Here is a 20,462-nt window from a genome sequence, read left to right on the forward strand (position 1 = left end):
CCATCCGCAGCGCGTGAACGATCAAGCCAACCGGCGTTTTGATCTCCGGCGAGCGCATCAACCGATCGTTCGCCCTGTTCCAGTAGGCCGGATCCGTCAGTTTCTTGTTGTTGACGATGACGAGAATGTCGAAATCCGAGCGATAGCCCTTTTTGGTATGTGGCTCGTCGACGAAGGTGCCGCGGGCATAGGAACCGAAGAGCACTATCTTTAGGATCCGGCCGCGCTTCTTGAAATCGGCGGATCCGCCCTTCAACGCGTCCTCGAGTTCCTCGTGGATGATCTCGACCACGCGACGAAGCTCTTGTTGCTTGACCGCAGGCAAATGGTCGAGGCTCGTCTTCATCAACTGTCAGTCCTTCAATTATGAATCGGTGCACGGCCCTTGATCGGCAAACACCTTGCCGAAAGCCAAGGACCAATTCAACAAAGCAAGCGCGACGATCCCTTTGCAATCGCTTAGCAAAAAGACTATCGGGGTTGCTAACTGTGAAGTCGGAACTGACGTTTGGGAGATCCAGCACCAAAACATACTGCTTCGCCAGGCAAACGAAGCTGTGGCCTGAAGGGCTTGAATTGGCTCGCTGTCAGATAAAAGCTGCGGGGGCCATTCGCGCCGAACCGGAAGTCTGACTAATTTCGAATAAGCGCTTATCGGCCGCGATGGCCGAAGAGGGTAGCTGTTTCGCGGGTCTGTACCCGTAGCATCGCGTTCCAAAGCTGAAGAGCGAAACGCGGCTGAAACTGGCTCGCAAGCTTGTGCTGCGACAACATGATAAGTCTCCGATAGTTTTGGACGCTTGCCATATAGTGCATTGGCGGAGATTTTGCCAGAGCGCTCGCGCCGGGGCAGCTCTGCGCGCCAAGCATATGTGGAAAACGGCATAAGGCGGACGAAATACCTGCCGGCGAAAAAGAAAATGCCGGGATGATTTTATCATCCCGGCCAGTTGGCTTCACTGGGAGGAGGGTTATTCTTCTGAGCGTCAAGCCTTCTTGCGGTTTTTCTGTCGGTAGACGTCGATGACGACGGCGGCGACGATGATCAGGCCCTTGACGATTTCCTGGTAGTAAGCGTCGACGCGCAGGAAGGTGAAACCAGAAGTCATGACGCCGAGGATAATCGTGCCGATCACCGTGCCGGTGATGCGGCCGACGCCGCCGGTGAGCGACGTGCCGCCGATGACGGTCGCGGCGATCGCATCCAGTTCGTACATGACACCCATGCCTGCCTGTGCGGTCTGCGCGCGGGCAGCGGTAACGACGCCTGCGAGGCCCGCCAGCATCCCGGCGATGGCATAGACCTTGATGAGGTGCGCTTCGACATTGATACCCGAGACGCGTGCTGCCTGGACGTTGGCGCCGATCGCATAGGTAAACTTGCCGTAGCGGGTATAGCGCAGCGCAATGTGGAAGATGATCGCGACGACGAGGAAGACGATGACTGGCCAGATGCCGGTACCGATGAAATTGAACTGTTCGGTGAGGCCCGAGACAGGCTGGCCCTTGGTGTACCACTTGGAGATGCCGCGTGCCGACACCATCATGCCGAGCGTGGCGATGAAGGGCGGGATCTTTGTGCGGGCGATGAGCTGGCCGTTGATGAAGCCTGCGAGGAGGCCGATACCAACGCCAAGCCCGATCGGAACGATCGCCGGCATGTCGGTCAGCGACGGATAGAGCGCGCGGGGCCACGTGGAGGCCTGAGCGACGCTTGCCGAGATCATCGCCGTCATGCCGACCACGGAGCCCGACGAAAGGTCGATGCCACCTGTAATGATGACTTGGGTCACGCCGACGGCGATGATGCCGATCACCGAGACCTGCAGGATCATGATCGTCAAGCGCTGCGGGTTCATCAGGAAGCTCTGGCCGACGAAGATCCAGCCCAGCACCTCATAAACCAGCGCAATGCCGATCAATACGAGGAAGATGTTGAATTCGGGGGGTAGGCGGCGCTTTGCGCCGGTAAGCGGTGTGCTGGCGCCCTGTGCGGCGACATTGGTATCCATTTTCATTCCTCCCTTTCGTCGGGTCGCTTCCCGCTCAGCTCGCGGCGAGCTCCATGACCTTGATCTGGGTTGCTTCCGCCCTGTCGAGGAAGCCGGTGACGCGGCCCTCGTGCATGACCATGATGCGGTCGCTCATGCCGAGCACCTCTGGCATTTCCGAAGAAATCATGATGACGGCGACGCCGTTTCGCGCGAGTTCGGTGACGAGGCGGTGGATTTCCGCCTTGGCGCCGACATCGATGCCGCGCGTCGGCTCGTCGAGGATCAGGATGCGCGGATTGGTGAGCAGCCAGCGGCCGATCAGCACTTTCTGCTGGTTGCCGCCGGAGAGGTTCTCGATGCGCTCCTGCAGGTTTGGTGTCTTGACGCGCAGCTTGCGGCTCATCTCTTCGCAGGCGACGGTAATCTGCTTGTCGGTGACGAAGCCGCCCTTGACGAAGCGATCCTGCAGCACCGCGATCTGCATGTTCTCTAGGATGTCGAGGATGAGAAGACAGCCGGTGTCCTTGCGGTCCTCGGTCAGGAACGCCATGCGGTGCCTGATTGCAGTGTTAGGGCTATTGATTGAAAGGGCTTTTCCGTCGATCGAAATCGTGCCGGAACTTGCCGGCGTCACACCGAAGAGCGTTTCGGCGACGTTCGAGCGGCCGGAGCCGACGAGGCCGGCAATGCCGAGGATCTCGCCAGCGCGAACATCGAAGGAGACATCGCGAAAGACGCCGTCGAGCGCGAGGTTCTTTACCGACAGGACGACGTCGCCGATCGGCACTTCCTCCTTCGGGAACATCTGGGTGATTTCGCGGCCGACCATCATGCGGATGATGTCATCTCGGGTGACGTCGCTCGAGGCATGGGTGCCGATAAATTTGCCGTCACGAAACACCGAGAACTCGTCGGCGATTTCGAACAGCTCGTTCATCTTGTGGGTGATGTAGACGATGCCGATCCCCTGTTCGCGCAGATCGCGGATGATCTCGAACAGGTGGGCGACCTCGCGCTCGGTCAGCGCCGACGTCGGTTCGTCCATGATCAGCACGTCGGATTCATAGGAGACCGCCTTGGCGATCTCGACCATCTGCCGGCTGGCCACGGAGAGATGGCGGACCTCGATCTCCGGGTCGATCTTGATCTTCAGGCGATCGAACAGCCGGGCGGTGATGCGGTTCATCTCGCCATGGTCGACGAAGCCGAAGCGGTTCTTCGGTTCACGGCGGATCCAGATGTTTTCGGCAACCGTCATGAACGGCATCAGGTTCAATTCCTGATGAATCATCGCGATGCCGTTTTCGAGCGCGTCGAGCGGCGATTTCAGTCTGATGTCGACGCCCTTCAACCTGACTTCGCCCTTGTCGGGTGTATAGATGCCGGCGAGGATCTTCATCAGCGTCGACTTGCCGGCGCCGTTTTCGCCCATCAGCGCATGGACCGTGCCGCGCCTGAGCTTGAACTCGACGTCGTCGAGTGCCACGACACCTGGGAATTCCTTGCGGATGCCTTCCGCAGAAAGCAGATATTCGGCTTTGGGTACGGCGCCGCTGGCGCGCACTGCTGCCATCGTTGTCGGACTGAGCGTCATGTTCCTTGCCTCCCCCATCGTTTCCGGCTGTCGCGGAAAAGTCCTCATCGCTGGCGGGTCACCAGCTCGTTTGATCGCGGATCGCATCCACAAGGACGCGGATATCCGCTGCGGGACTTGCATTTGAACGAGAGCGCGGGACCCCCCGCGCTCTCGATGCAGGCGATCAGTTCTTCGCCTGATACTTGTCGAGGGTTTCCTTGGTCACCAGCTCGAAGGGAATGTAAACCTTCTTGTCGACCGCCTCGCCCTTGGCGAGCTTCAGGGCGGCGTCGACCGAACCCTTGCCCTGTCCGGCGGCGTTCTGGAACACCGTCACGTCGAGATCGCCCGCAGCCATGGCGGCAAGCGCATCCTGCGTTGCGTCGATGCCGCCGATGACGACCGAGTCCATCGAACGGCCGGCGGCCTTCAACGCCTGGATCGCGCCGATCGCCATTTCGTCGTTGTTCGCGATGACCGCATCGAACTCAAGTCCGGCGGAGAGCCAGTTCGTCAGAAGGTCCGACCCTTGCGTACGCGACCAGTTGGCCGTCTGCTCCTCGACGATCTCGATACCCTTGCACTGGTCGGTCGCGAGCACGTCGTGAATGTCCTTCGTGCGCATACGGGCGGCCTGGTTGGACAGTTCGCCCATCATGACGACGGCTTTGCCCTTGCCGCCAAGCATCTTGCAGATTTCCTGCGTCTGCAGCGTGCCGGATTCCTGTTCGTTCGACGCGACGAAAGCCTGCTTTTCCGGCAGCGTGTCGACGTTGACAGGCTCGCGGTTGACGTAGACGAGCGGAATGCCGGCGTCTGCCGCAATTTTCGACATGGCTGCCGTCGCATCGGTATCGACCGGGTTGACGATGATGGCGGTCACGCCGGCTGCGATGAAGTTCTGGATCTGGCTCTGCTGCTTCGAAACGTCGTTCTGCGCGTCTTCGATCTGCAGTTCGACGCCGTCGAGCGTCTTGGCGTAATCGGACATGCCGTTGCGCAAGACCGTCAGGAAGTTGTCATCGAAAAGCGCCATTGATACGCCGATGGTCTCGGCATGCGCGGCCGTCGACATCATCACGGCCAGCGCTGTACCCAGCACAAATTTCTTCATTGTCTCTCTCCTCCACAATGGTGCCCGGCGACACCTTCTCCTGCCGGGAGCGCAATCCTTGCCGGATTGCGCTCATTCACATTGAAAGCGCCACTCCCGTTACGCCTTCGGATAAAACGGAATAAACGAACCAGTAGTTCGTGATTACGGAATATGTATTCCATTTTATGGGGGCGCCGTCAAGAGCTGTTGCGGCGCCCCGCATCGTTTTCCCTCAGCCAGGCCGCGGCGGATCAGATCCGGGTTTGGATGTGGTCCACACTCTGCCTGATCGCAGCCGCCGGATCTGCGACCGCGTGAACTTCGGCGGCAAACGGTTCGAAGGAAAGCGGCCCTGCATAGCCCTCGGCACGCAGGCGCCGGATCTGGCCGACATTGTCGAGAAGGTCGTCCTGATCGACCAGAACGCGATGCGAGTCGCGCAGATCGGAAACGGCGACCCGACGGTCGGTTACGCCGGAAATATGCACGAGCCCGGTCATCTCAGGATAGGTTGCGGGTTCGCCGGCGAGGTGGTGATGGAACGTATCGTGCACCAGTCGGAAGGTACTTTCTCCTCCGACCGCCTTGATCGCCTCGACAGCCTCCGTCTTCGAGCGCAGAGAGCAGATTTCGAAGCCCAGCGGCTCGACAAGGCCGATAATTCCGGCCGATTGGAGCAACGGTTTCAGCGCGGCAAGCGCTTCGCGCAGGTTTGCCTGTCGCTCGCCGTCCGCCTGGCCGGAACCGTCGTTGACAGGCACGAGCACGAGGGCCTTGGCACCGCAATCGCGCGCATAGGCTATCAGCTCTCCGGCTTCTTTCTGACGATCCGGATTCCACTCGTTGAAACGCTGCAACGCGTTGATCGAGATAATCGTAATGCCATTGCGACCGGCGATCGCCGCTACATCCTTGGCCGGCGTGCCGTCGACGATGGCATTGCCCGCGAGGTCGTTGCGGATTTCGACGTAGGAGATCCCGAGGGATTTGGCAAGTTCGAAGAAGGCGCCGAGCGGAAGGCCGGGCGTCGTCATATGATTGAGGGCGAAGGTCAGGGCTGTCACGGGAATGTCTCCTCCAGTGGGATGGGTCACGCATTGCAAATAGAATGTTCATTCCATTTACAGCGCCGCGGACAATTCACCAACGGGTGGACGGCAGCCAAAGAGCATGACGCTCAAAGGACTTGCATTCGTGCAATATTTCCATTCGTTAATGATGAAATTCTATCAAGATTCAGCGCCCAGCTGATAGTGCTGTGGAACGTTGGCGTTGCTCCCCAGCGGCCATAGTTGGTATCCATTCAAGTTCCCAATTGCATTTCTTAATGTGAGGTGGTTTTTGGCCGGAAGGACGCCCGGTACTGTGGCGAGTTTGAAACGACGGAATGGACGCGCTGGAAGAAATGCCTCCACACTCATTGGAAGGACGCCCTTGGCATCCGGGATGGGGCGCCAGACTGGGCGCGACCTATTTCGTGCACCAGGCCTTTCCTTGGCTTCGGCACTATTTTGGCGAGGCGCCTCTCCGCTCGACGCTAGCCCCTGCGCTAGACGGTATTGTCTCTTGGGGAGGCCGCCTACCCGCGAAGACGGCGATGCGGATCGCACGCTTCAGGGGCCTGCCGCATTGGCATCTCGAAGATGGCTTTCTCCGCTCAGTAGGCCTTGGCAAGGACGGAAGTATCCCGATTTCAATTGTAATCGACGATAAGGCACTACCCGTCGATGCAGGCCAAGCGTCGCGCTTGGAGTTATTGATCGCTGAGGCAAGCCGCACGACTCGTGCGGACGCGGGTTCTGCCATCCGCGAAGCGTTGGTGGACAACAAGCTCTCCAAATACAACAATCTCCCGCATATCACTCCGCGTATCGAACGGACCGGCCGTCGCCGAATATTGCTTGTCGATCAGGTGTTCGGAGATGTCTCCGTCGAAAAAGCGCTTGGCTCGCCGGCTTCATTTGACCGGATGCTGGACGACGCCCTCAAGAGTGGCGCCCAGTGTGTCGTCCGCACGCATCCAGACGTTATTGCGGGGCATCGAAAAGGTTATTTGACCGAGCAGGCCGCCAAGGCTCCGGGCGTCGTCCTGATGGCGGACAAAGTTTCGGCCGCTTCGATCCTCGATGTTGTCGACGAGGTCTGGACGGTCTCCAGTCAAATGGGCTTCGACGCCCTTTTGCGTGGCTTGCCTGTACGCTGCTATGCGACGCCATTTTACGCCGGCTGGGGCCTTACCGACGATCGCTCCGACGATGCTTCGCTCAGCGCACGCGCCAGGAGGGCCAATGCGCGCCCGACGCTTGACCAACTCACCTTTGCCGCCTTCAGCCTCTACCCGGTCTATCGTCATCCAGAGACGTGGCTGCAATTGGACGCGTTGACGGCGATCGATCATCTTGTAGCGGACATCGCGCGGCCTCGACACAGGGCCTGAAAAGCACCTCCGTGTAGTTTCCGCGGGCTCAGATATTTTCCGGCGTGAAGAGGTCGAAGGGCAGGAAGGTCTGTCCCGGTGCCCCCGTGGGACCCTTGTCGATCGCCTGGATCATCAAATTGATCGTCTCGCGCGCAAGGGCCGCTGTCGGCGTCGAGATCGCCAGGGTTACGACATCATCTGCAAGGGCAGCGCGCGATTCCGGTGTCAGCTCATTGACCACGGCGATGAGCTTGCCCTCGAGTTTTTCCTCTCGGATCGCCGAGATCGCCCCTTCCATGCCGCCGCCGCAAACATAAAAGCCAATCAGATCCGGATGGCGTTGCAGGAGATTGAGTGTTGCCTCGTGCGTGATCTCGGCGGTGTCCAGATTGACCATCGTGTCGAGCACTTCGAAATCCGGCGCATGCTCCCGGAAATAGGAGCGGAAGCCGATCTCACGCAACTCGTGGCCAAGGAAGCGATGGCTGCCGACGAAGGCGGCAACCTTGCCGGGGCGGTTGGCGGCCTTGGCGATCATCCATGCGGCCGTACGTCCAACCTTGTGGTTGTTGAGGCCGACATAACCTTCGCGTACGCCGGCGGCGAAGTCCGACAGCAACGAAAACACTGGAATGCCGCGCTCCTTGAGCTCTTCGATCGCGGTGGTCACGGCTGGATAGTCCGGCGCCACGAGAACAATTGCTTGGTTGCGTGCAGCGGCCGCTCGAAGCTTCTCTGTGATAGCCATTGGCGTTGAGTTCGCCACAAAGTCGATCTGGGCAAAAACGCGGGCATTGGAGAGAGACAGCGCGGCGTTTTCGATTTCTTTCGCAACCGTCTGGTAGAAGGACTGCTCCGGCTTCTGCAGGACAAAACCGAGCCGGTATTGCGGCAAATCCTCAAAAACGCGCTGTCGGATGAGGCCGACGGCATGATAGCCGATCGCCTTGGCGGCCTCATAGACGCGACGCGCGGTTTCCTCGCGCACGGGGTGACGTCCATTCAAGACGCGGTCCACAGTGGCGACGCTGACGCCGGCGGCACGCGCAAGGTCGGCAATGGTCGGTCGATTGCTCATCGCTCCTCCTGATAGGTTTGCATCACGTATGAAATGCAATTGATGATATCATTTGATAGAATATATCATTGCTGCATTGAGGCCTAGCAAAAGTCAACCTATCGTCATTGCACGACATCGGATGCCTCTGGCCAGACTTGGTTGGATCGCAGGGAGGAAAGCAAATGACGATGGTACCTACGAAGCGAGATTACAGTCTGCTCGGCCGTGATGCGCAGGCAGCCGTCACAAACGGGCTGTCGGCCGCAGAGTGGTATCACACCGAGATCCCGCGCAAGCAGATGAAGGAGCTGATGAAGCGCGAGGACGGACCCGCCATCCGCGACACTGCGCTCTGGCTCGGCAGTCTCGTTCTTTTCGGCGGGCTCGGCATTTGTTTCTGGGGCACCTGGTGGGCCGTTCCGTTGTTCCTCGCTTACGGCGTTCTCTACGGCTCGGCATCCGACAGCCGCTGGCACGAATGCGGGCACGGCACGGCCTTCAAGACAATGTGGATGAACGACGCCGTCTACCAGATCGCCTGCTTCATGATCATGCGCAATCCCGTCGCCTGGCGCTGGAGCCACACCCGCCACCACACCGACACGGTCATTGTCGGCCGCGACCCTGAGATCGCGGTCATGCGCCCCCCGGATCTCTTGCGTCTTGTCCTGAACTTCTTTGGAATTCTTGATGTCTGGTACGCCGTCGTCGACATGGTGCGCAACACCTTTGGGATTATCGGTGCCGAGGAAGCGACATTCATCCCCGAGATGGAGCAGCCGAAGGCAATCCTAGTCGCCCGCATCTGGTTCGCTGTTTATGCCGCAACGATCGCGCTTTCACTCTATCTCGATTCGATCCTGCCCTTGATGCTGATCGGCTTGCCGCGGCTTTACGGCGCCTGGCACCATGTGCTGACGGGTTTGCTGCAGCATGGCGGTCTTGCGGATAACATTACCGACCATCGGCTGAACAGCCGCACCGTCTACATGAACCCGCTGAGCCGCTTCGTCTACTGGAACATGAACTACCATGTGGAGCATCACATGTTCCCGATGGTGCCCTACCACGCGCTGCCGAAGCTTCACGCATTGATCAAGCACGACCTGCCGGCGCCCAACCCGTCGATGCTTCATGGCTATCGCGAAATGATCCCGGCCCTCCTGCGGCAACTGCGCAATGAGGACTATTTCCTGAAGCGCGAATTGCCGGCGACGGCGAAGCCTTATCGGGAAGAATTTCACAGTGACGCGATCGTGTACGCCGCCGAGTAAATCAACGATCTCAGAAAATGGGAGGAAGCCATGAGTGGAAATTGGGTCGAAGTTTGCGCGGCGGACGAAATCGACGAGGAAGACGTCATTCGTTTTGATCACGAAGGGCGCACCTTTGCGGTCTACCGCAGCCCGGATGACGAATATTTCGCGACCGACGGGCTTTGCACGCACGAGCACATCCATTTGGCCGAGGGGCTTGTGATGGACGACATCATCGAATGTCCGAAGCACAATGGCCGCTTCAACTACAAGACCGGACAGGCCAAGGGCGCTCCGGTCTGCGTCAACCTGAAGACCTATCCGGTGAAGGTCGAGGCGGGAAGCGTGTTCATCGATCGCCTGACAACGGCTTAAACGCGATTGGGCTCGCTGATGCGGGCTGGGAGGTTGAGATGGGTAGCATCGTCATTGTCGGCGCCGGCGAGTGTGGCGCGAGGGCCGCCTTTGCCCTTAGGGAAAAGGGTTACGACAGAAGGGTCATATTGATCGGCGCCGAACCCCATCTTCCCTATGAAAGGCCGCCGCTTTCCAAGGACGGCCTCAGGGACGGGGCCCAGCCGAAATATGTTGCCGACGCGGAGCGTTATGCAGCCGCGGGGATCGATGTGCTTACCGACGCACCGGTGAGGGCCATAGATCGTGGCGCCAAGCGCGTCGAGCTCGTCGATGGAGCCAGCATCCCTTATGACCGGTTGTTGCTGGCAACGGGCGCGCGAGCGCGGACGCTTCCGGGGACCGATAGTATGTCTCCGCGCGTTCGTACGCTCCGGACGCATGTCGACGCCGAGGTAATCCGCCGCGAGCTTCAGCCCGGACGAATGCTCGCGATCATCGGTGGCGGGTTTATCGGCCTCGAACTCGCTGCGACAGCGCGCCGGCTTGGCACAGAAGTTGTCCTCATCGAGGGGCTGACACGCATCCTGTCGCGAGGCGTGCCCTCGGAAATCGCCGCCGTTGTAGACGAGAGGCACCGTCAAGAAGGCGTCGATATACGCTGCGACACGAAGATCGATCGCATCGATGCGGACGATCGCAGCGCGCGCATCGTGCTTGCGCAGGGCGATTCGATCAACGCCGATCTCATTGTCGTTGGCATCGGTGCGGTCCCGAATACGGAGCTCGCCGCGGCTGCCGGCCTCGTCATCGACAACGGCATCGCCGTCGATGCAACGCTTAGAACGTCCGACCCGGACATCTTTGCGGCCGGCGATTGCTGCTCCTATCCGCTCTGCCACTACGGCGGTAGCCGTGTGCGGCTTGAGGCCTGGCGCAATGCCCAGGACCAGGGCACGCTCGTTGCCGGCAATCTGCTCGGTGCGAACGAAACGATGACAAGCGTGCCCTGGTTCTGGTCCGATCAATATGATCTGACGCTGCAGATCGCGGGGCTTGCTGATGGCGCCGCCACCACCGTACGGCGCGATCTCGCCGATGGCGCATTCATCCTTTTTCACCTCGATAATAGCGGCCGGCTGCTCGCCGCTTCCGGCATCGGGCCCGGTAACGCTGTCGCGCGTGATATTCGCCTCGCTGAAATGCTGATTGCGGCCGGCAAGCGCCCGGACCCCCAGGCGCTCGTCTCGCCCGAAACCAAGCTCAAGGCGCTGCTGGCAGCTTAAACGCGCAAAGCAGCGCCCCGAACCGTCTATCTGTCCAATCCTCGGAGTTTTCTCATGAAAAGCCGCCGCCCGACCGTTGCCGACCTCCTCTCCATGAAGGGCAAGCGTCAGCTGACCATGTTGCGCGTGGAGACACTCGACGAAGCCGAAGCGGCGGAAGCCGCCGGCATCGACCTCGTCTCCGTGCCGCCGGCATTGCTTGGCCCGGAGTTTCGCGAGGTGGCGCCTACCTGTTTTGCCTTCCCGGGTCTGGAGTACGGCGACTACGTGACTGCGGAGGAGTACATCCGTGCGGCCTTCAAGGCGCTGAAGGCAGGCGGCGATGCGGTCTACTGTGCGGCCGGTCTTTCCACCGTCCGGCGGATGCGGGAGGAGGGAATTCCTGTCTGCGGCCATGTTGGCCTCATTCCCTCCAAGGCCACCTGGACCGGGGGATTTCGAGCGGTCGGCAAGACGGTTGCAAGCGCGCTCGAGATCTGGCGGCAGGTCAAGGCGCTGGAGGAGGCCGGCGCCTTTGCCGCTGAAATCGAGGTCGTGCCCGGCGATGTTGCCGCGGCCATCAGTGCGCGAACCTCAATGCTGATGCTGTCGATGGGCGCCGGTTCGGGCTGCGATGCGCAATATCTCTTCGCGGCCGACGTGCTCGGCAGCAATCGAGGCCATGTGCCGCGCCACGCCAAGACCTATCGCGACTTCGCCGCGGAATACGATCGTCTCCAGCGCGAGCGGATCGCCGCCTTCTCTGAATTTGCGCAGGATGTCCGATCCGGTGCCTATCCGGAGCAACGCCATCTTGTGGAGTTGGACCAGGGCGAACTCAAGGCTTTCCTGACGGCGTTGGAACGCGATTAGAGCCGGGCGGCTTGCGTCGGGGAGGGCGGTTGATATAGTCCACCGCATATCTCAACTTCTCTCTCCACAACGGACTACGCTTTGAGCGCCCTCATCCAGGACAGCCTTACCTTTGCCGCCTTGCTCGCCGCAGTCTATGCGGCAACCGTGCTGGTTTATTTTATCTTGGGCTATGGCATCACCTGGCTCAACGACCGAAACCCCGAGCGTCGCATCCAGAAGGGACGCCGCGGCGAGAAGCGCAAGGCAGTTGAAATCCGCCAGAGCATGGCGTCGATCCTCGTCACCTGTACCTCCGTGGCGATCGGACTGTTCGCTCAACATCAGGGATGGACGTGGACACCCTGGACTTTCAGCTGGTGGACGGCCGTGCCACTGTTCCTGCTTTGCATGGCGCTCTTCGACGCCTGGTTCTATTTCGCCCACCGGCTGCTGCACACCAAGCTGTTCTACAAGTATCACCTGCTCCATCACCGCAGCGTCGCGCCGACAGTCTGGAGCAACGATTCGATCGGCCTCGTCGATACGGCCTTGTCGCAGGGCTACTACGCCGTCGTCGTCTTCTTCGTGCCGTTCCCGCCAATCATTCTTGTGGCGCACCGTCTGTTCGACCAGATCAACGGCACTTTCGGCCATGCGGGTTTCGAATATTTCGCCTCGCGCACGGCGCGGTATCCCTGGCCCTTGCTGTGCACGACCTATCACGACCAACATCACGCCGAGTTCAAATACAACTACGCGAACTATTTCTCGTTCTGGGACCGCGTGATGGGCACGATTGCGCCGAACTACGATCGGCGCGTGGAAACTTTCGAGGATAAGGCACCGGCGCTGAACTTGCGCAAAGCCCAAGGTTTGGCGAGCGTCGCCGAGCAACCCGCCGCCGAATGATTGGCTGTCGGTTGGCCCAGAAGCCGGTTCTTTCTTGTTGCTGACGCCGCGGTCAGCCTCTCAGCGCCACGAATGTGCTGGGACGTCGAGATTCTTTTGACCTTCCGCTTGTGCTGACATGCACGTTGTTTCCATCTGACTTTTCTGCGATGGCTCGCACCTTAGACAAAACAAGTCCGAACTGAGCGGGCGATGGACTGGAGCAAAATGATCGAGCCCTCTCGAGAAGAGCTTATGGTGGAGTTGGCAAGGGGAGAGGCAGCACACTACGCGGATCGGCCTATCACGGTCTCAGTGCGCGATCCCGATCATCTGCTCGGTCGTCGTCCGCGGCTTGCGTTCAAGCGGCGGGGCCGAACCCCGGCCACGGTCTTTCGTTCTTTTCTGATCGATGAAAAGGGGCGAGGACGCTTCTACGGTTGGACGCCGGTTCAGTTGGAAGCCATGGCTCTGGTCGCGGATCAGGCGACAGCAAACGAATCGTCAAAAGTCGAGCCGTCGATCAAGATTCGACGGTTATCTCTTGTCGAGATCGCGATCCTGATTGCTCTGCGGCGAACCTGGATCTTTCTGCAGATCATCCGCTTGTTCCTCGCTGGCAATACGAAAGGGGCCTCGTTCCGCTTTGTTCGCCAATGCGATGCGCTTTCGGCGCCCAGGTACAGGGATTGGATAGCGGCCCAGGCGCTAGCAGAACAGAGTGAACTACTAGACAATCCTTTGGGGTGGCCGCGGAGGCCACTTGTGCTGGTAACGCTCGAGGATGGCGATGCGGCTGCGGTTGCCGAGACCAGAGCGTCGCTCCATGCTCAGACCCTGCGCGATTTTCAGGAAGCGGCCCCAGGGGACATCGCTCAAATTCAGGAGTGTGGTGAAGCGATTAACGATCGGCTGTGGATAAGACTTCCGGCAGGTATGCGCCTCGCACCAAAGGCCCTGGAAAGATTGGTGCGGCCATTCTCCTTTTCTGCCGATGTAGCCGTTGTCTACAGTGACGAAGATTGCATCGACGTTCGGGGCAGACGGACCGACCCTTTCTTCAAACCGGCCTGGAATGAGCCGCTCGCAAGCACGGGTTGGCTGCCTCTGGAAGGGGCACTCATTCGCCTTGCGCACGTACCAAAAAACCTGCGTCTGCAAGGCGCGACGACTGCCGAGATTGTCCTCGCGGTGGCGCAGGCGCGGATGGGCACAATCCTACATCTGCCGCGAGTGATGTTGCATCGTGGACCGTCATGTCGCCGGCTCAGGGCCTCCAAAGCGCCAGTTCAACCCAGGCGAGATCGACCTGCTGTCAGTGTGATCATTCCGACACGGGACAGGGCCGATCTGCTTGAAGCCTGTCTCAAAGGACTGTTTGAAAAGACGGCGCCGGCAAATCTTGACGTTATCGTCATTGACAATGATAGCGCCGAGCCAGCCGCGCTTGCCTTGTTTTCCCGATATGAGCAGCCGGGTCTCATCCGGCGCATACCGCTTCCGGGCGCGTTTAACTTCTCCCGTGCCTGCAACATGGGGGTGAATGTCGCGCGGCATGATCTTATCCTGCTGCTGAACAACGACGTGGAACCTCTTGGACCGGACTGGCTCGAACATTTGGCGGGCGAACTTGATGACCCGGCGGTCGGGGCCGCCGGTAACTTACTTTTGTTTCCCGATGGCTTCGTTCAGCATGGTGGGGTCACGCTTGGCGCGGGCACGGTTGCGCGTCACAGCTTCCACTTCCTTCATCCGGAGCACGGAGGCGATCGGGGGCTGCTGCGCCAACGTCGTGACATGTCGGCGGTTACAGGGGCCTGTCTACTGACACGCAAGGGCCTGTGGCATCGCCTTGGTGGTATGGACGAGCAAAACCTGACGGTCGCGTTCAATGATGTGGATTATTGCCTGAAGGTGCGTGACGCTGGTCTGCGTATTATCTGGACACCGCGTGCCGCGATGTTGCATAGAGAGTCCGTTTCCCGTGGTGCCGACGATACGCCGCAGAAGCTTCAGCGCTTCGCGCAGGAGGAACGGGCGATGCACGAACGCTGGCGCGACATCTTGAAAACAGATCCCTACTATAATCCGAACCTGTCGCTGATCGCTGAAGATGCGGTTCTCGATGCCTACCCGCGAGATCTCGCTCCGAGGGCCGCCGATTGACGGCGTTGCGCGAACGGCTTGCTCGATGGCTTGAGGAGTGTCTGCCGCAGCCACGGCTACGAGAGGAGGCGTCGGGTCGTCCGAGGCGGACGTTGACACGGGTCGTCGTTTTCGGGCGAATACCCAACCCGACTTTTGACTATTATCTTGCGGCTCGGCTTCAGGCACCGGACATGCCGCCGTTTCAGGTAGTGGATATTCGCGGCGATGAGACACCTGCGCTCGATCCTGACGGCGTCTTCGTCATAGTATGTCGCTATGCATCTCCATCTGTGCTGCGTTGGATTGAGCGCAATGCGCACCGCCTGTCCGGCGTGGGGCTATTCCTCGATGACGACATCCCGGCCGTCGTGACCGGGCGGGATGCAGATATTCTTTATCGTTTGCGCCTCTGTTATCGCGCGCTTTGGCCGCTCCGTCGTCTCAACCATCATCTTGATATCATCTGGGCTTCGACCCCCCATCTCGCATCCCGATTGGGAGAGGCGAGGGCCTTAGTGCTGCCGCCGGCGCCGCCAAGTGCTTTCTGGTTCAGCGCGGCCGCTGACCCAAACGTGCGTGACGTGGCGAACAATGAGGTCCTGATCGCCTATCACGCGACAGGTATTCATCTGGAAGAGCACCGATTCCTTCGGCCGATAATCGAAGCGGTTCTGCGTGAGCGCCCGCACACGCGGTTCGAGGTGTTCGCCGATCGGCGCGCCAAGGCGATCTGGCAAGGGCTTGATCGGGTGCGGATCCGGGAGCCGCTACCCTGGATGGACTACCTTGCCGACGCAGGCGGTCGCCGCATCGACATCATGCTCGTTCCGCTGTCGCCATCGCACGTGAACGAGAGCCGCGCCCCAACCAAACGGATCGATATAGCGCGCTACCACGCCGCGGCCGTGTTTTCCGAGGGGGCGGCTTATGGTTCTTCTGGCGAAGACGGCGAATTGCGGCTTCCTTACAGTGCCAGCACTTGGCGCAAAACCATCTTTCAACTTATCGACGATTTGGAGATGCGCAGAGCAGTTGCTGCTGCAACGCGTGAGGCTGTCTTGCAAATGACGCTATCAGCGGATACGGGTTTTGAGGCCCTCAAAGCCTGACAAGACGCTTGGTCAGTCCATTTGGCCGGAGCACTGTTCGAACGCTTGTATGTGAGTACTTCTTGATGGCTTCTAAGGTTGTGTTGCTTCGTCCCAAACGATTTGGAGACGATCGGGGATGGTTCTCGGAAGTCTACAATGAGAAGGTTTTTTCTGGTTTAGGCATCGGCGATCGGTTCGTTCAGGACAATCACTCGCTCTCCGTCCCAGTTGGCACCCTGAGAGGATTGCATTTTCAGACCCCGCCGTTCGAACAGGCCAAGCTTGTTCGCTGTATTCGCGGGCGGATCTTTGATGTCGCCGTCGACATACGGCACGGTTCACCGACGTTCGGGCGATGGGTGGGCGCCGAACTTTCCGCAGAGAATGGTCACCAGCTCTATGTGCCGATGGGTTTCGCTCATGGCTTCGTGACACTCGAACCTTCGACCGAAGTAACCTACAAAGTGTCCAATCTTTACTCACCGCAGAATGATGGCGGCATTCTCTGGAGCGACGCGCAAATCGGTATCGAGTGGCCCTTGCCTCAAGGCGTTGAGCCAATCTTGAGCCCCAAGGATGGGCGTCAGCCGCTGCTGCGTGATTTTGACAGCCCCTTCGTCTACGAGGGGGTGCCGCTTGAATTGGTCGAAGTGTAGAATCCAGAAGGACTGGCCATGCGCATTCTCGTTTCCGGCGGTGCCGGCTTCATCGGATCGGCTCTAGTTCGGCACCTCATAAAGAAAACCGAACACGAGGTGTTGAACTTCGACAAGCTGACCTATGCCGGTACACTGACCTCTTTGTCTTCCGTTGCTTCTTCGCCGAAGTATCGCTTCAAGCAGGGCGACATCTGCGATGAAGGTGCGGTGATTGCGGCTATCGCAGACTTTCAGCCAGATGTGATTACCCACCTGGCGGCAGAGTCACATGTCGATCGGTCGATTGACGGTCCGGGTGCCTTCATCCAGACGAATGTGGTCGGCACCTACACGATGCTGGCGGCGGCGCTGGACTACTGGCGCAAGCTTCCGGCAGATCGTGCACGCAACTTCCGATTCCATCATATCTCGACGGACGAGGTTTTCGGTTCGCTCGGTGAGACGGGTCATTTCACCGAATCGACTCCCTACGATCCCCGTTCGCCCTATTCGGCTTCTAAGGCAGGCTCGGATCACCTCGTTTCCGCCTGGGGGCATACTTTTGGCCTGCCGGTCCTGATCACCAATTGCTCGAACAACTACGGACCCTACCATTTCCCCGAAAAGCTCATCCCCCTGATGATAGTGAAGGCTCTCGCCGGCGAGCCGCTTCCCGTCTATGGTAGCGGTGCGAACGTTCGCGACTGGCTGTATGTGGAAGACCATGTTCGCGCACTACAATGCGTGTTTGAAAAAGGCGTTCCTGGCCAGACTTACAACGTGGGCGGCAACTCGGAACGCCGGAACATCGATGTCGTAAGGGCCGTCTGCGAGATATTGGATGGCTTCCGGCCTCGGGAGGATGGCCGATCCTATTCTAAGCAGATTACGTATGTCGCCGATCGACCTGGCCACGACCACAGATATGCGATCGATGCCACAAAGATCGCGAATGAGCTTGGCTGGACACCACATGAGAGCTTCGAAAGCGGTATCGAGAAAACGGTCTCCTGGTATCTGAGCAACCAGGACTGGTGGGGCGAAATCCTCGATCGGACACAGGCGGCCAAGCGGCGCGGCTTGGGTGCATGAAGATGCGGCGGATTCTGATTACAGGCGGTACGGGACAGGTGGGGACCGAGTTACTCCGCTGTTCCTGGCGGTCGGATATCGAGCTTGTTGCGCCGACCCGCCAGGAACTCGATCTCAGTGATTGCGACAGTATTGAAGCCTACATCTCGGCAGGTGACTTCTGTGCGGCAATCAATTCTGGCGCTTACACGGCGGTAGATCAGGCCGAAGGTGACGTTTTGACGGCCTGGAAGGTCAATGCTTTAGCGCCCGCGGCGATGGCCGCGGCGACGAAGAAGTGCCGTATTCCGATTGTGCATGTCTCGACTGATTACGTGTTCGACGGAGCGAAAAAAGAACCTTATGTCGAAGACGATCCAGTCGCGCCGCTCGGTGTCTACGGAGCCTCTAAAGAAGCAGGCGAGCAGGCCGTCAGGACAGGGAATTCGCGCCACGTTATCCTTCGAACGGCATGGATTTTTAGCGCCCACGGAACCAATTTTGTCAAGACGATGCTGCGTCTAGGCGAGGAAAGGCCGCTGATCAAAGTCGTCAATGATCAACGAGGTTGCCCCACAGCCGCATCGGATATCGCTTCAGCTCTGGCCACGGTCACCCTTCGCTTGACCGAGGATGAGGGCGCTCCTGTTGGAACTTACAATTTTGCCAATTCTGGTGAAGCGACCTGGTACGATCTCGCGTGCGAAATATTCCAGCAACGCAGAAGCGCAGGATATGAGGTCCCCGCACTGGAACCAATTGGCACGAGCCAGTATCCGACACCGGCGCGGCGCCCCGCGAACTCTAGACTATCGACTGATAAGTTCAGGCGTGACTTCGTTGTGGAGCCGCGCGCCTGGTCTGTAGCCTTGCGGCAAGTGCTTGCATCTCTTTCAGATTGAACCATGAAAAGGCGACGATCAGCCCTGCTGAGTTTGGCAAACGGGATTCATGAACATTACTGCTCCTGCCGGGCAAGCTGATTTGCTGAGCGCCCCGCAGAATAACAAATAGGGGAGTAGATCTTCCATGAAAGGCATCATACTCGCTGGAGGCTCTGGGACGCGTCTTCATCCAGCGACACTGGCTATCAATAAGCAACTAATCCCGGTCTATGATAAACCGATGATTTACTATCCGTTATCGGTCTTAATGCAGGCCGGCATTCGGGACATATTGATCATTTCATCGCCGGACCACCTGGATAGTTACAAGCGCCTATTTGGCGACGGGGCAGGGCTCGGGTTGCGGTTGAGCTATGCGGCCCAAGCTAGGCCCGAGGGGCTTGCTCAGGCATTTACAATCGGGGAAGAGTTTATTGGGTCGGATAACGTTGCCCTTGTATTAGGTGACAACATCTTCTTTGGAGCCGGATTAGTCGAACTGCTTAACAAGGCTTCTGGGCGCAAGTCTGGCGCGACGGTATTTGCCTATGAGGTAGAGGACCCAGAACGCTACGGTGTTGTCGAGTTAGCTGCGGATGGTCAAGCGATCAGCCTCGAAGAAAAACCTGCTAGTCCGCGATCTCGGTTCGCTGTAACGGGACTCTATTTTTATGACAATGAAGTAGTATCATACGCCAAGTCCTTACGCCCCTCGACGCGAGGGGAGTATGAAATCACCGACCTTAACCGTATTTACATGGAACAAGGAGCACTTTTCGTTGAAAAGATGACCCGTGGTTATGCCTGGCTCGATACGGGAACCCATGATAGTCTTCTGGAGGCCTCCGAGTTCGTACGCGTTATTCAGCATCGGCAAGGAACAAACATTGCTTGTATTGAAGAGATCGCCTATCTGAGTGGATTCATTAGTAAAGAGGAATTGATATATTTTGGGAAAAGGTATTCAACGACGCCCTATGGTAAATACCTTTTAAGAGTTGCCGGAGAGGGGTGATCATTTGGAATGAACCATCCAACATCAATGCCTCCTATGGGTTGATTTTACAGTTGTTCTCTCGGTTTGAATCAAAGAGTTTAGCTCTGATGCATCTCCTTCACTGATGCGAACCACCTTGCCGGTCGTGTTGGCGTCTCGTGATCGTTTCAGTGTCGATGATGATGATGTTTTTATTTGATCTGGCTTGGAGGGCTGCCAACTGTCGCCTTGCTCCGAAGCCGTAACCAGCGCGCGCGTGAGTCGTCATTGAGGGCGCCTGATGAAGTGGGGGAAGTAGGGAAGTGGCCGCACGGCGCAGCGCAGCAGGCTGTTGCGGCGGGAACTGGCAACAGACTTACTTGGCGCCCGCACGAATTTGTAGAATTTGCGCCTCGGAAAACTCCGATGGCCCCATCGATTTCAGCTCTCTTTGCGGGCGGGGTGGGCAATTGGAACACCAATGCGTTCCAACATGAGGCGCTGCAAAAAGATTATCGTCTTCATAGTGAGCGCGACGAACAGCCCACTGCTTTCGGCGTTGACGGAACGGCAATAGCGATTTTTCTCAGAACTTCTGCTTTGCCCGCTTCGGCATAAAATAGGTTCGGATATTGACGAGTGCTTCGGCGACCTCAGCAGCATCCTGGCGGGTCGCTTTCCGTTTTGCCTCGCCGAGCTTGCGAATGGGCGCGACGATATCGCCAGTGACGGCATGACCTCGAAGGACGGGCTGCCAAAGCTTGGGCGCGTACCTTGTTCCTAAAAGAAAGCAGAGGTCCCAATCGAACGGATCAAAGGTCTGATCATCGATCCTGGTGAACCTGGGCCGATGGTCTTTCGGCGTTTCGGCGAGGCTTGCCGATATCCGGT

The 20,462-nt window shown here is 58.7% G+C and carries 18 protein-coding genes and 1 pseudogene; 12 read left to right on the top strand and 7 right to left on the bottom strand.

The annotated features are described in order from the left end of the window. The 5 genes from BLU35_RS33590 to BLU35_RS33610 form a co-directional block, all read right to left on the bottom strand. On the bottom strand, nucleotides 1–346 hold a 346-nt coding region (locus BLU35_RS33590; RefSeq protein WP_176907563.1), incomplete at its 3' end, for a nucleotidyltransferase domain-containing protein. 640 nt (nucleotides 347–986) lie between these two features. Next, a complete protein-coding gene (locus tag BLU35_RS33595; RefSeq protein WP_093236355.1) occupies nucleotides 987–2,012 on the bottom strand; it encodes an ABC transporter permease in 1,026 nt (341 codons plus the stop codon). Nucleotides 2,013–2,046: 34 nt separating this feature from the next. Next, complete coding sequence (locus BLU35_RS33600; protein WP_093236356.1) at nucleotides 2,047–3,588, bottom strand: sugar ABC transporter ATP-binding protein; 1,542 nt, start codon at nucleotides 3,586–3,588, stop codon at nucleotides 2,047–2,049. A gap of 166 nt (nucleotides 3,589–3,754) precedes the next feature. Then, on the bottom strand, nucleotides 3,755–4,684 hold the full coding sequence (locus tag BLU35_RS33605; protein WP_057251408.1) for a sugar ABC transporter substrate-binding protein: 930 nt from the start codon (nucleotides 4,682–4,684) through the stop codon (nucleotides 3,755–3,757). 233 nt (nucleotides 4,685–4,917) lie between these two features. Then, nucleotides 4,918–5,730, bottom strand: a complete 813-nt coding sequence (locus tag BLU35_RS33610) for a TIM barrel protein (protein WP_093236357.1) — start codon at nucleotides 5,728–5,730, stop codon at nucleotides 4,918–4,920. Nucleotides 5,731–6,071: 341 nt separating this feature from the next. Here BLU35_RS33610 and BLU35_RS33615 point away from each other — a divergent pair, with 341 nt between their 5' ends. Then, nucleotides 6,072–7,103 carry a capsular polysaccharide export protein, LipB/KpsS family gene (locus tag BLU35_RS33615; RefSeq protein ID WP_353615058.1) on the top strand — a complete coding sequence of 344 codons (1,032 nt, stop codon included), beginning with the start codon at nucleotides 6,072–6,074 and terminating at the stop codon, nucleotides 7,101–7,103. Between the two features lie 28 nt (nucleotides 7,104–7,131). Here the strand turns inward: BLU35_RS33615 and BLU35_RS33620 are convergent, their stop codons facing one another. Next, a complete protein-coding gene (locus tag BLU35_RS33620; RefSeq protein WP_093236359.1) occupies nucleotides 7,132–8,163 on the bottom strand; it encodes a LacI family DNA-binding transcriptional regulator in 1,032 nt (343 codons plus the stop codon). A 164-nt stretch (nucleotides 8,164–8,327) separates the two neighbouring features. On the opposite strand from BLU35_RS33620, the gene BLU35_RS33625 reads away from it, so the two are divergent. The 11 genes from BLU35_RS33625 to rfbA all read left to right on the top strand — a co-directional run bounded on the left by BLU35_RS33625 (nucleotide 8,328) and on the right by rfbA (nucleotide 19,610). After that, entirely contained in the window at nucleotides 8,328–9,419 is a 1,092-nt protein-coding gene (locus tag BLU35_RS33625) for a fatty acid desaturase family protein (RefSeq protein WP_093236360.1), read from the top strand. Nucleotides 9,420–9,449: 30 nt separating this feature from the next. Next, nucleotides 9,450–9,776 carry a MocE family 2Fe-2S type ferredoxin gene (locus BLU35_RS33630; RefSeq protein ID WP_093236361.1) on the top strand — a complete coding sequence of 109 codons (327 nt, stop codon included), beginning with the start codon at nucleotides 9,450–9,452 and terminating at the stop codon, nucleotides 9,774–9,776. A 38-nt stretch (nucleotides 9,777–9,814) separates the two neighbouring features. Continuing rightward, the gene (locus BLU35_RS33635; RefSeq protein WP_093236362.1) at nucleotides 9,815–11,041 is read left to right on the top strand and encodes an NAD(P)/FAD-dependent oxidoreductase; all 1,227 of its coding nucleotides are present in this window, start codon (nucleotides 9,815–9,817) and stop codon (nucleotides 11,039–11,041) included. Nucleotides 11,042–11,095: 54 nt separating this feature from the next. Next, nucleotides 11,096–11,893 carry a 3-methyl-2-oxobutanoate hydroxymethyltransferase gene (locus BLU35_RS33640; RefSeq protein ID WP_093236363.1) on the top strand — a complete coding sequence of 266 codons (798 nt, stop codon included), beginning with the start codon at nucleotides 11,096–11,098 and terminating at the stop codon, nucleotides 11,891–11,893. Between the two features lie 81 nt (nucleotides 11,894–11,974). After that, the gene (locus tag BLU35_RS33645) at nucleotides 11,975–12,784 is read left to right on the top strand and encodes a sterol desaturase family protein (RefSeq protein WP_286161721.1); all 810 of its coding nucleotides are present in this window, start codon (nucleotides 11,975–11,977) and stop codon (nucleotides 12,782–12,784) included. 192 nt (nucleotides 12,785–12,976) lie between these two features. Continuing rightward, entirely contained in the window at nucleotides 12,977–14,929 is a 1,953-nt protein-coding gene (locus BLU35_RS33650; protein ID WP_093236364.1) for a glycosyltransferase family 2 protein, read from the top strand. A 92-nt stretch (nucleotides 14,930–15,021) separates the two neighbouring features. Beyond that, nucleotides 15,022–16,020 (top strand): glycosyltransferase family protein, encoded by a 999-nt coding sequence (locus BLU35_RS35440; RefSeq protein WP_143033051.1) that lies wholly within the window; start codon nucleotides 15,022–15,024, stop codon nucleotides 16,018–16,020. Between the two features lie 65 nt (nucleotides 16,021–16,085). Continuing rightward, complete coding sequence (gene rfbC, locus BLU35_RS33660) at nucleotides 16,086–16,658, top strand: dTDP-4-dehydrorhamnose 3,5-epimerase (RefSeq protein WP_093236366.1); 573 nt, start codon at nucleotides 16,086–16,088, stop codon at nucleotides 16,656–16,658. An 18-nt stretch (nucleotides 16,659–16,676) separates the two neighbouring features. After that, complete coding sequence (gene rfbB / locus BLU35_RS33665; RefSeq protein ID WP_093236367.1) at nucleotides 16,677–17,732, top strand: dTDP-glucose 4,6-dehydratase; 1,056 nt, start codon at nucleotides 16,677–16,679, stop codon at nucleotides 17,730–17,732. Nucleotides 17,733–17,734: 2 nt separating this feature from the next. After that, a complete protein-coding gene (gene rfbD, locus BLU35_RS33670) occupies nucleotides 17,735–18,613 on the top strand; it encodes a dTDP-4-dehydrorhamnose reductase (protein WP_093236370.1) in 879 nt (292 codons plus the stop codon). 127 nt (nucleotides 18,614–18,740) lie between these two features. Then, complete coding sequence (gene rfbA / locus BLU35_RS33675) at nucleotides 18,741–19,610, top strand: glucose-1-phosphate thymidylyltransferase RfbA (RefSeq protein WP_093236368.1); 870 nt, start codon at nucleotides 18,741–18,743, stop codon at nucleotides 19,608–19,610. A gap of 547 nt (nucleotides 19,611–20,157) precedes the next feature. Here the strand turns inward: rfbA and BLU35_RS33680 are convergent. Further along, nucleotides 20,158–20,462 (bottom strand): annotated as a pseudogene (locus BLU35_RS33680) (UPF0149 family protein); the annotation flags it as partial.

Source organism: Sinorhizobium sp. NFACC03 (genome assembly GCF_900103435.1).
Lineage (GTDB): Bacteria > Pseudomonadota > Alphaproteobacteria > Rhizobiales > Rhizobiaceae > Ensifer.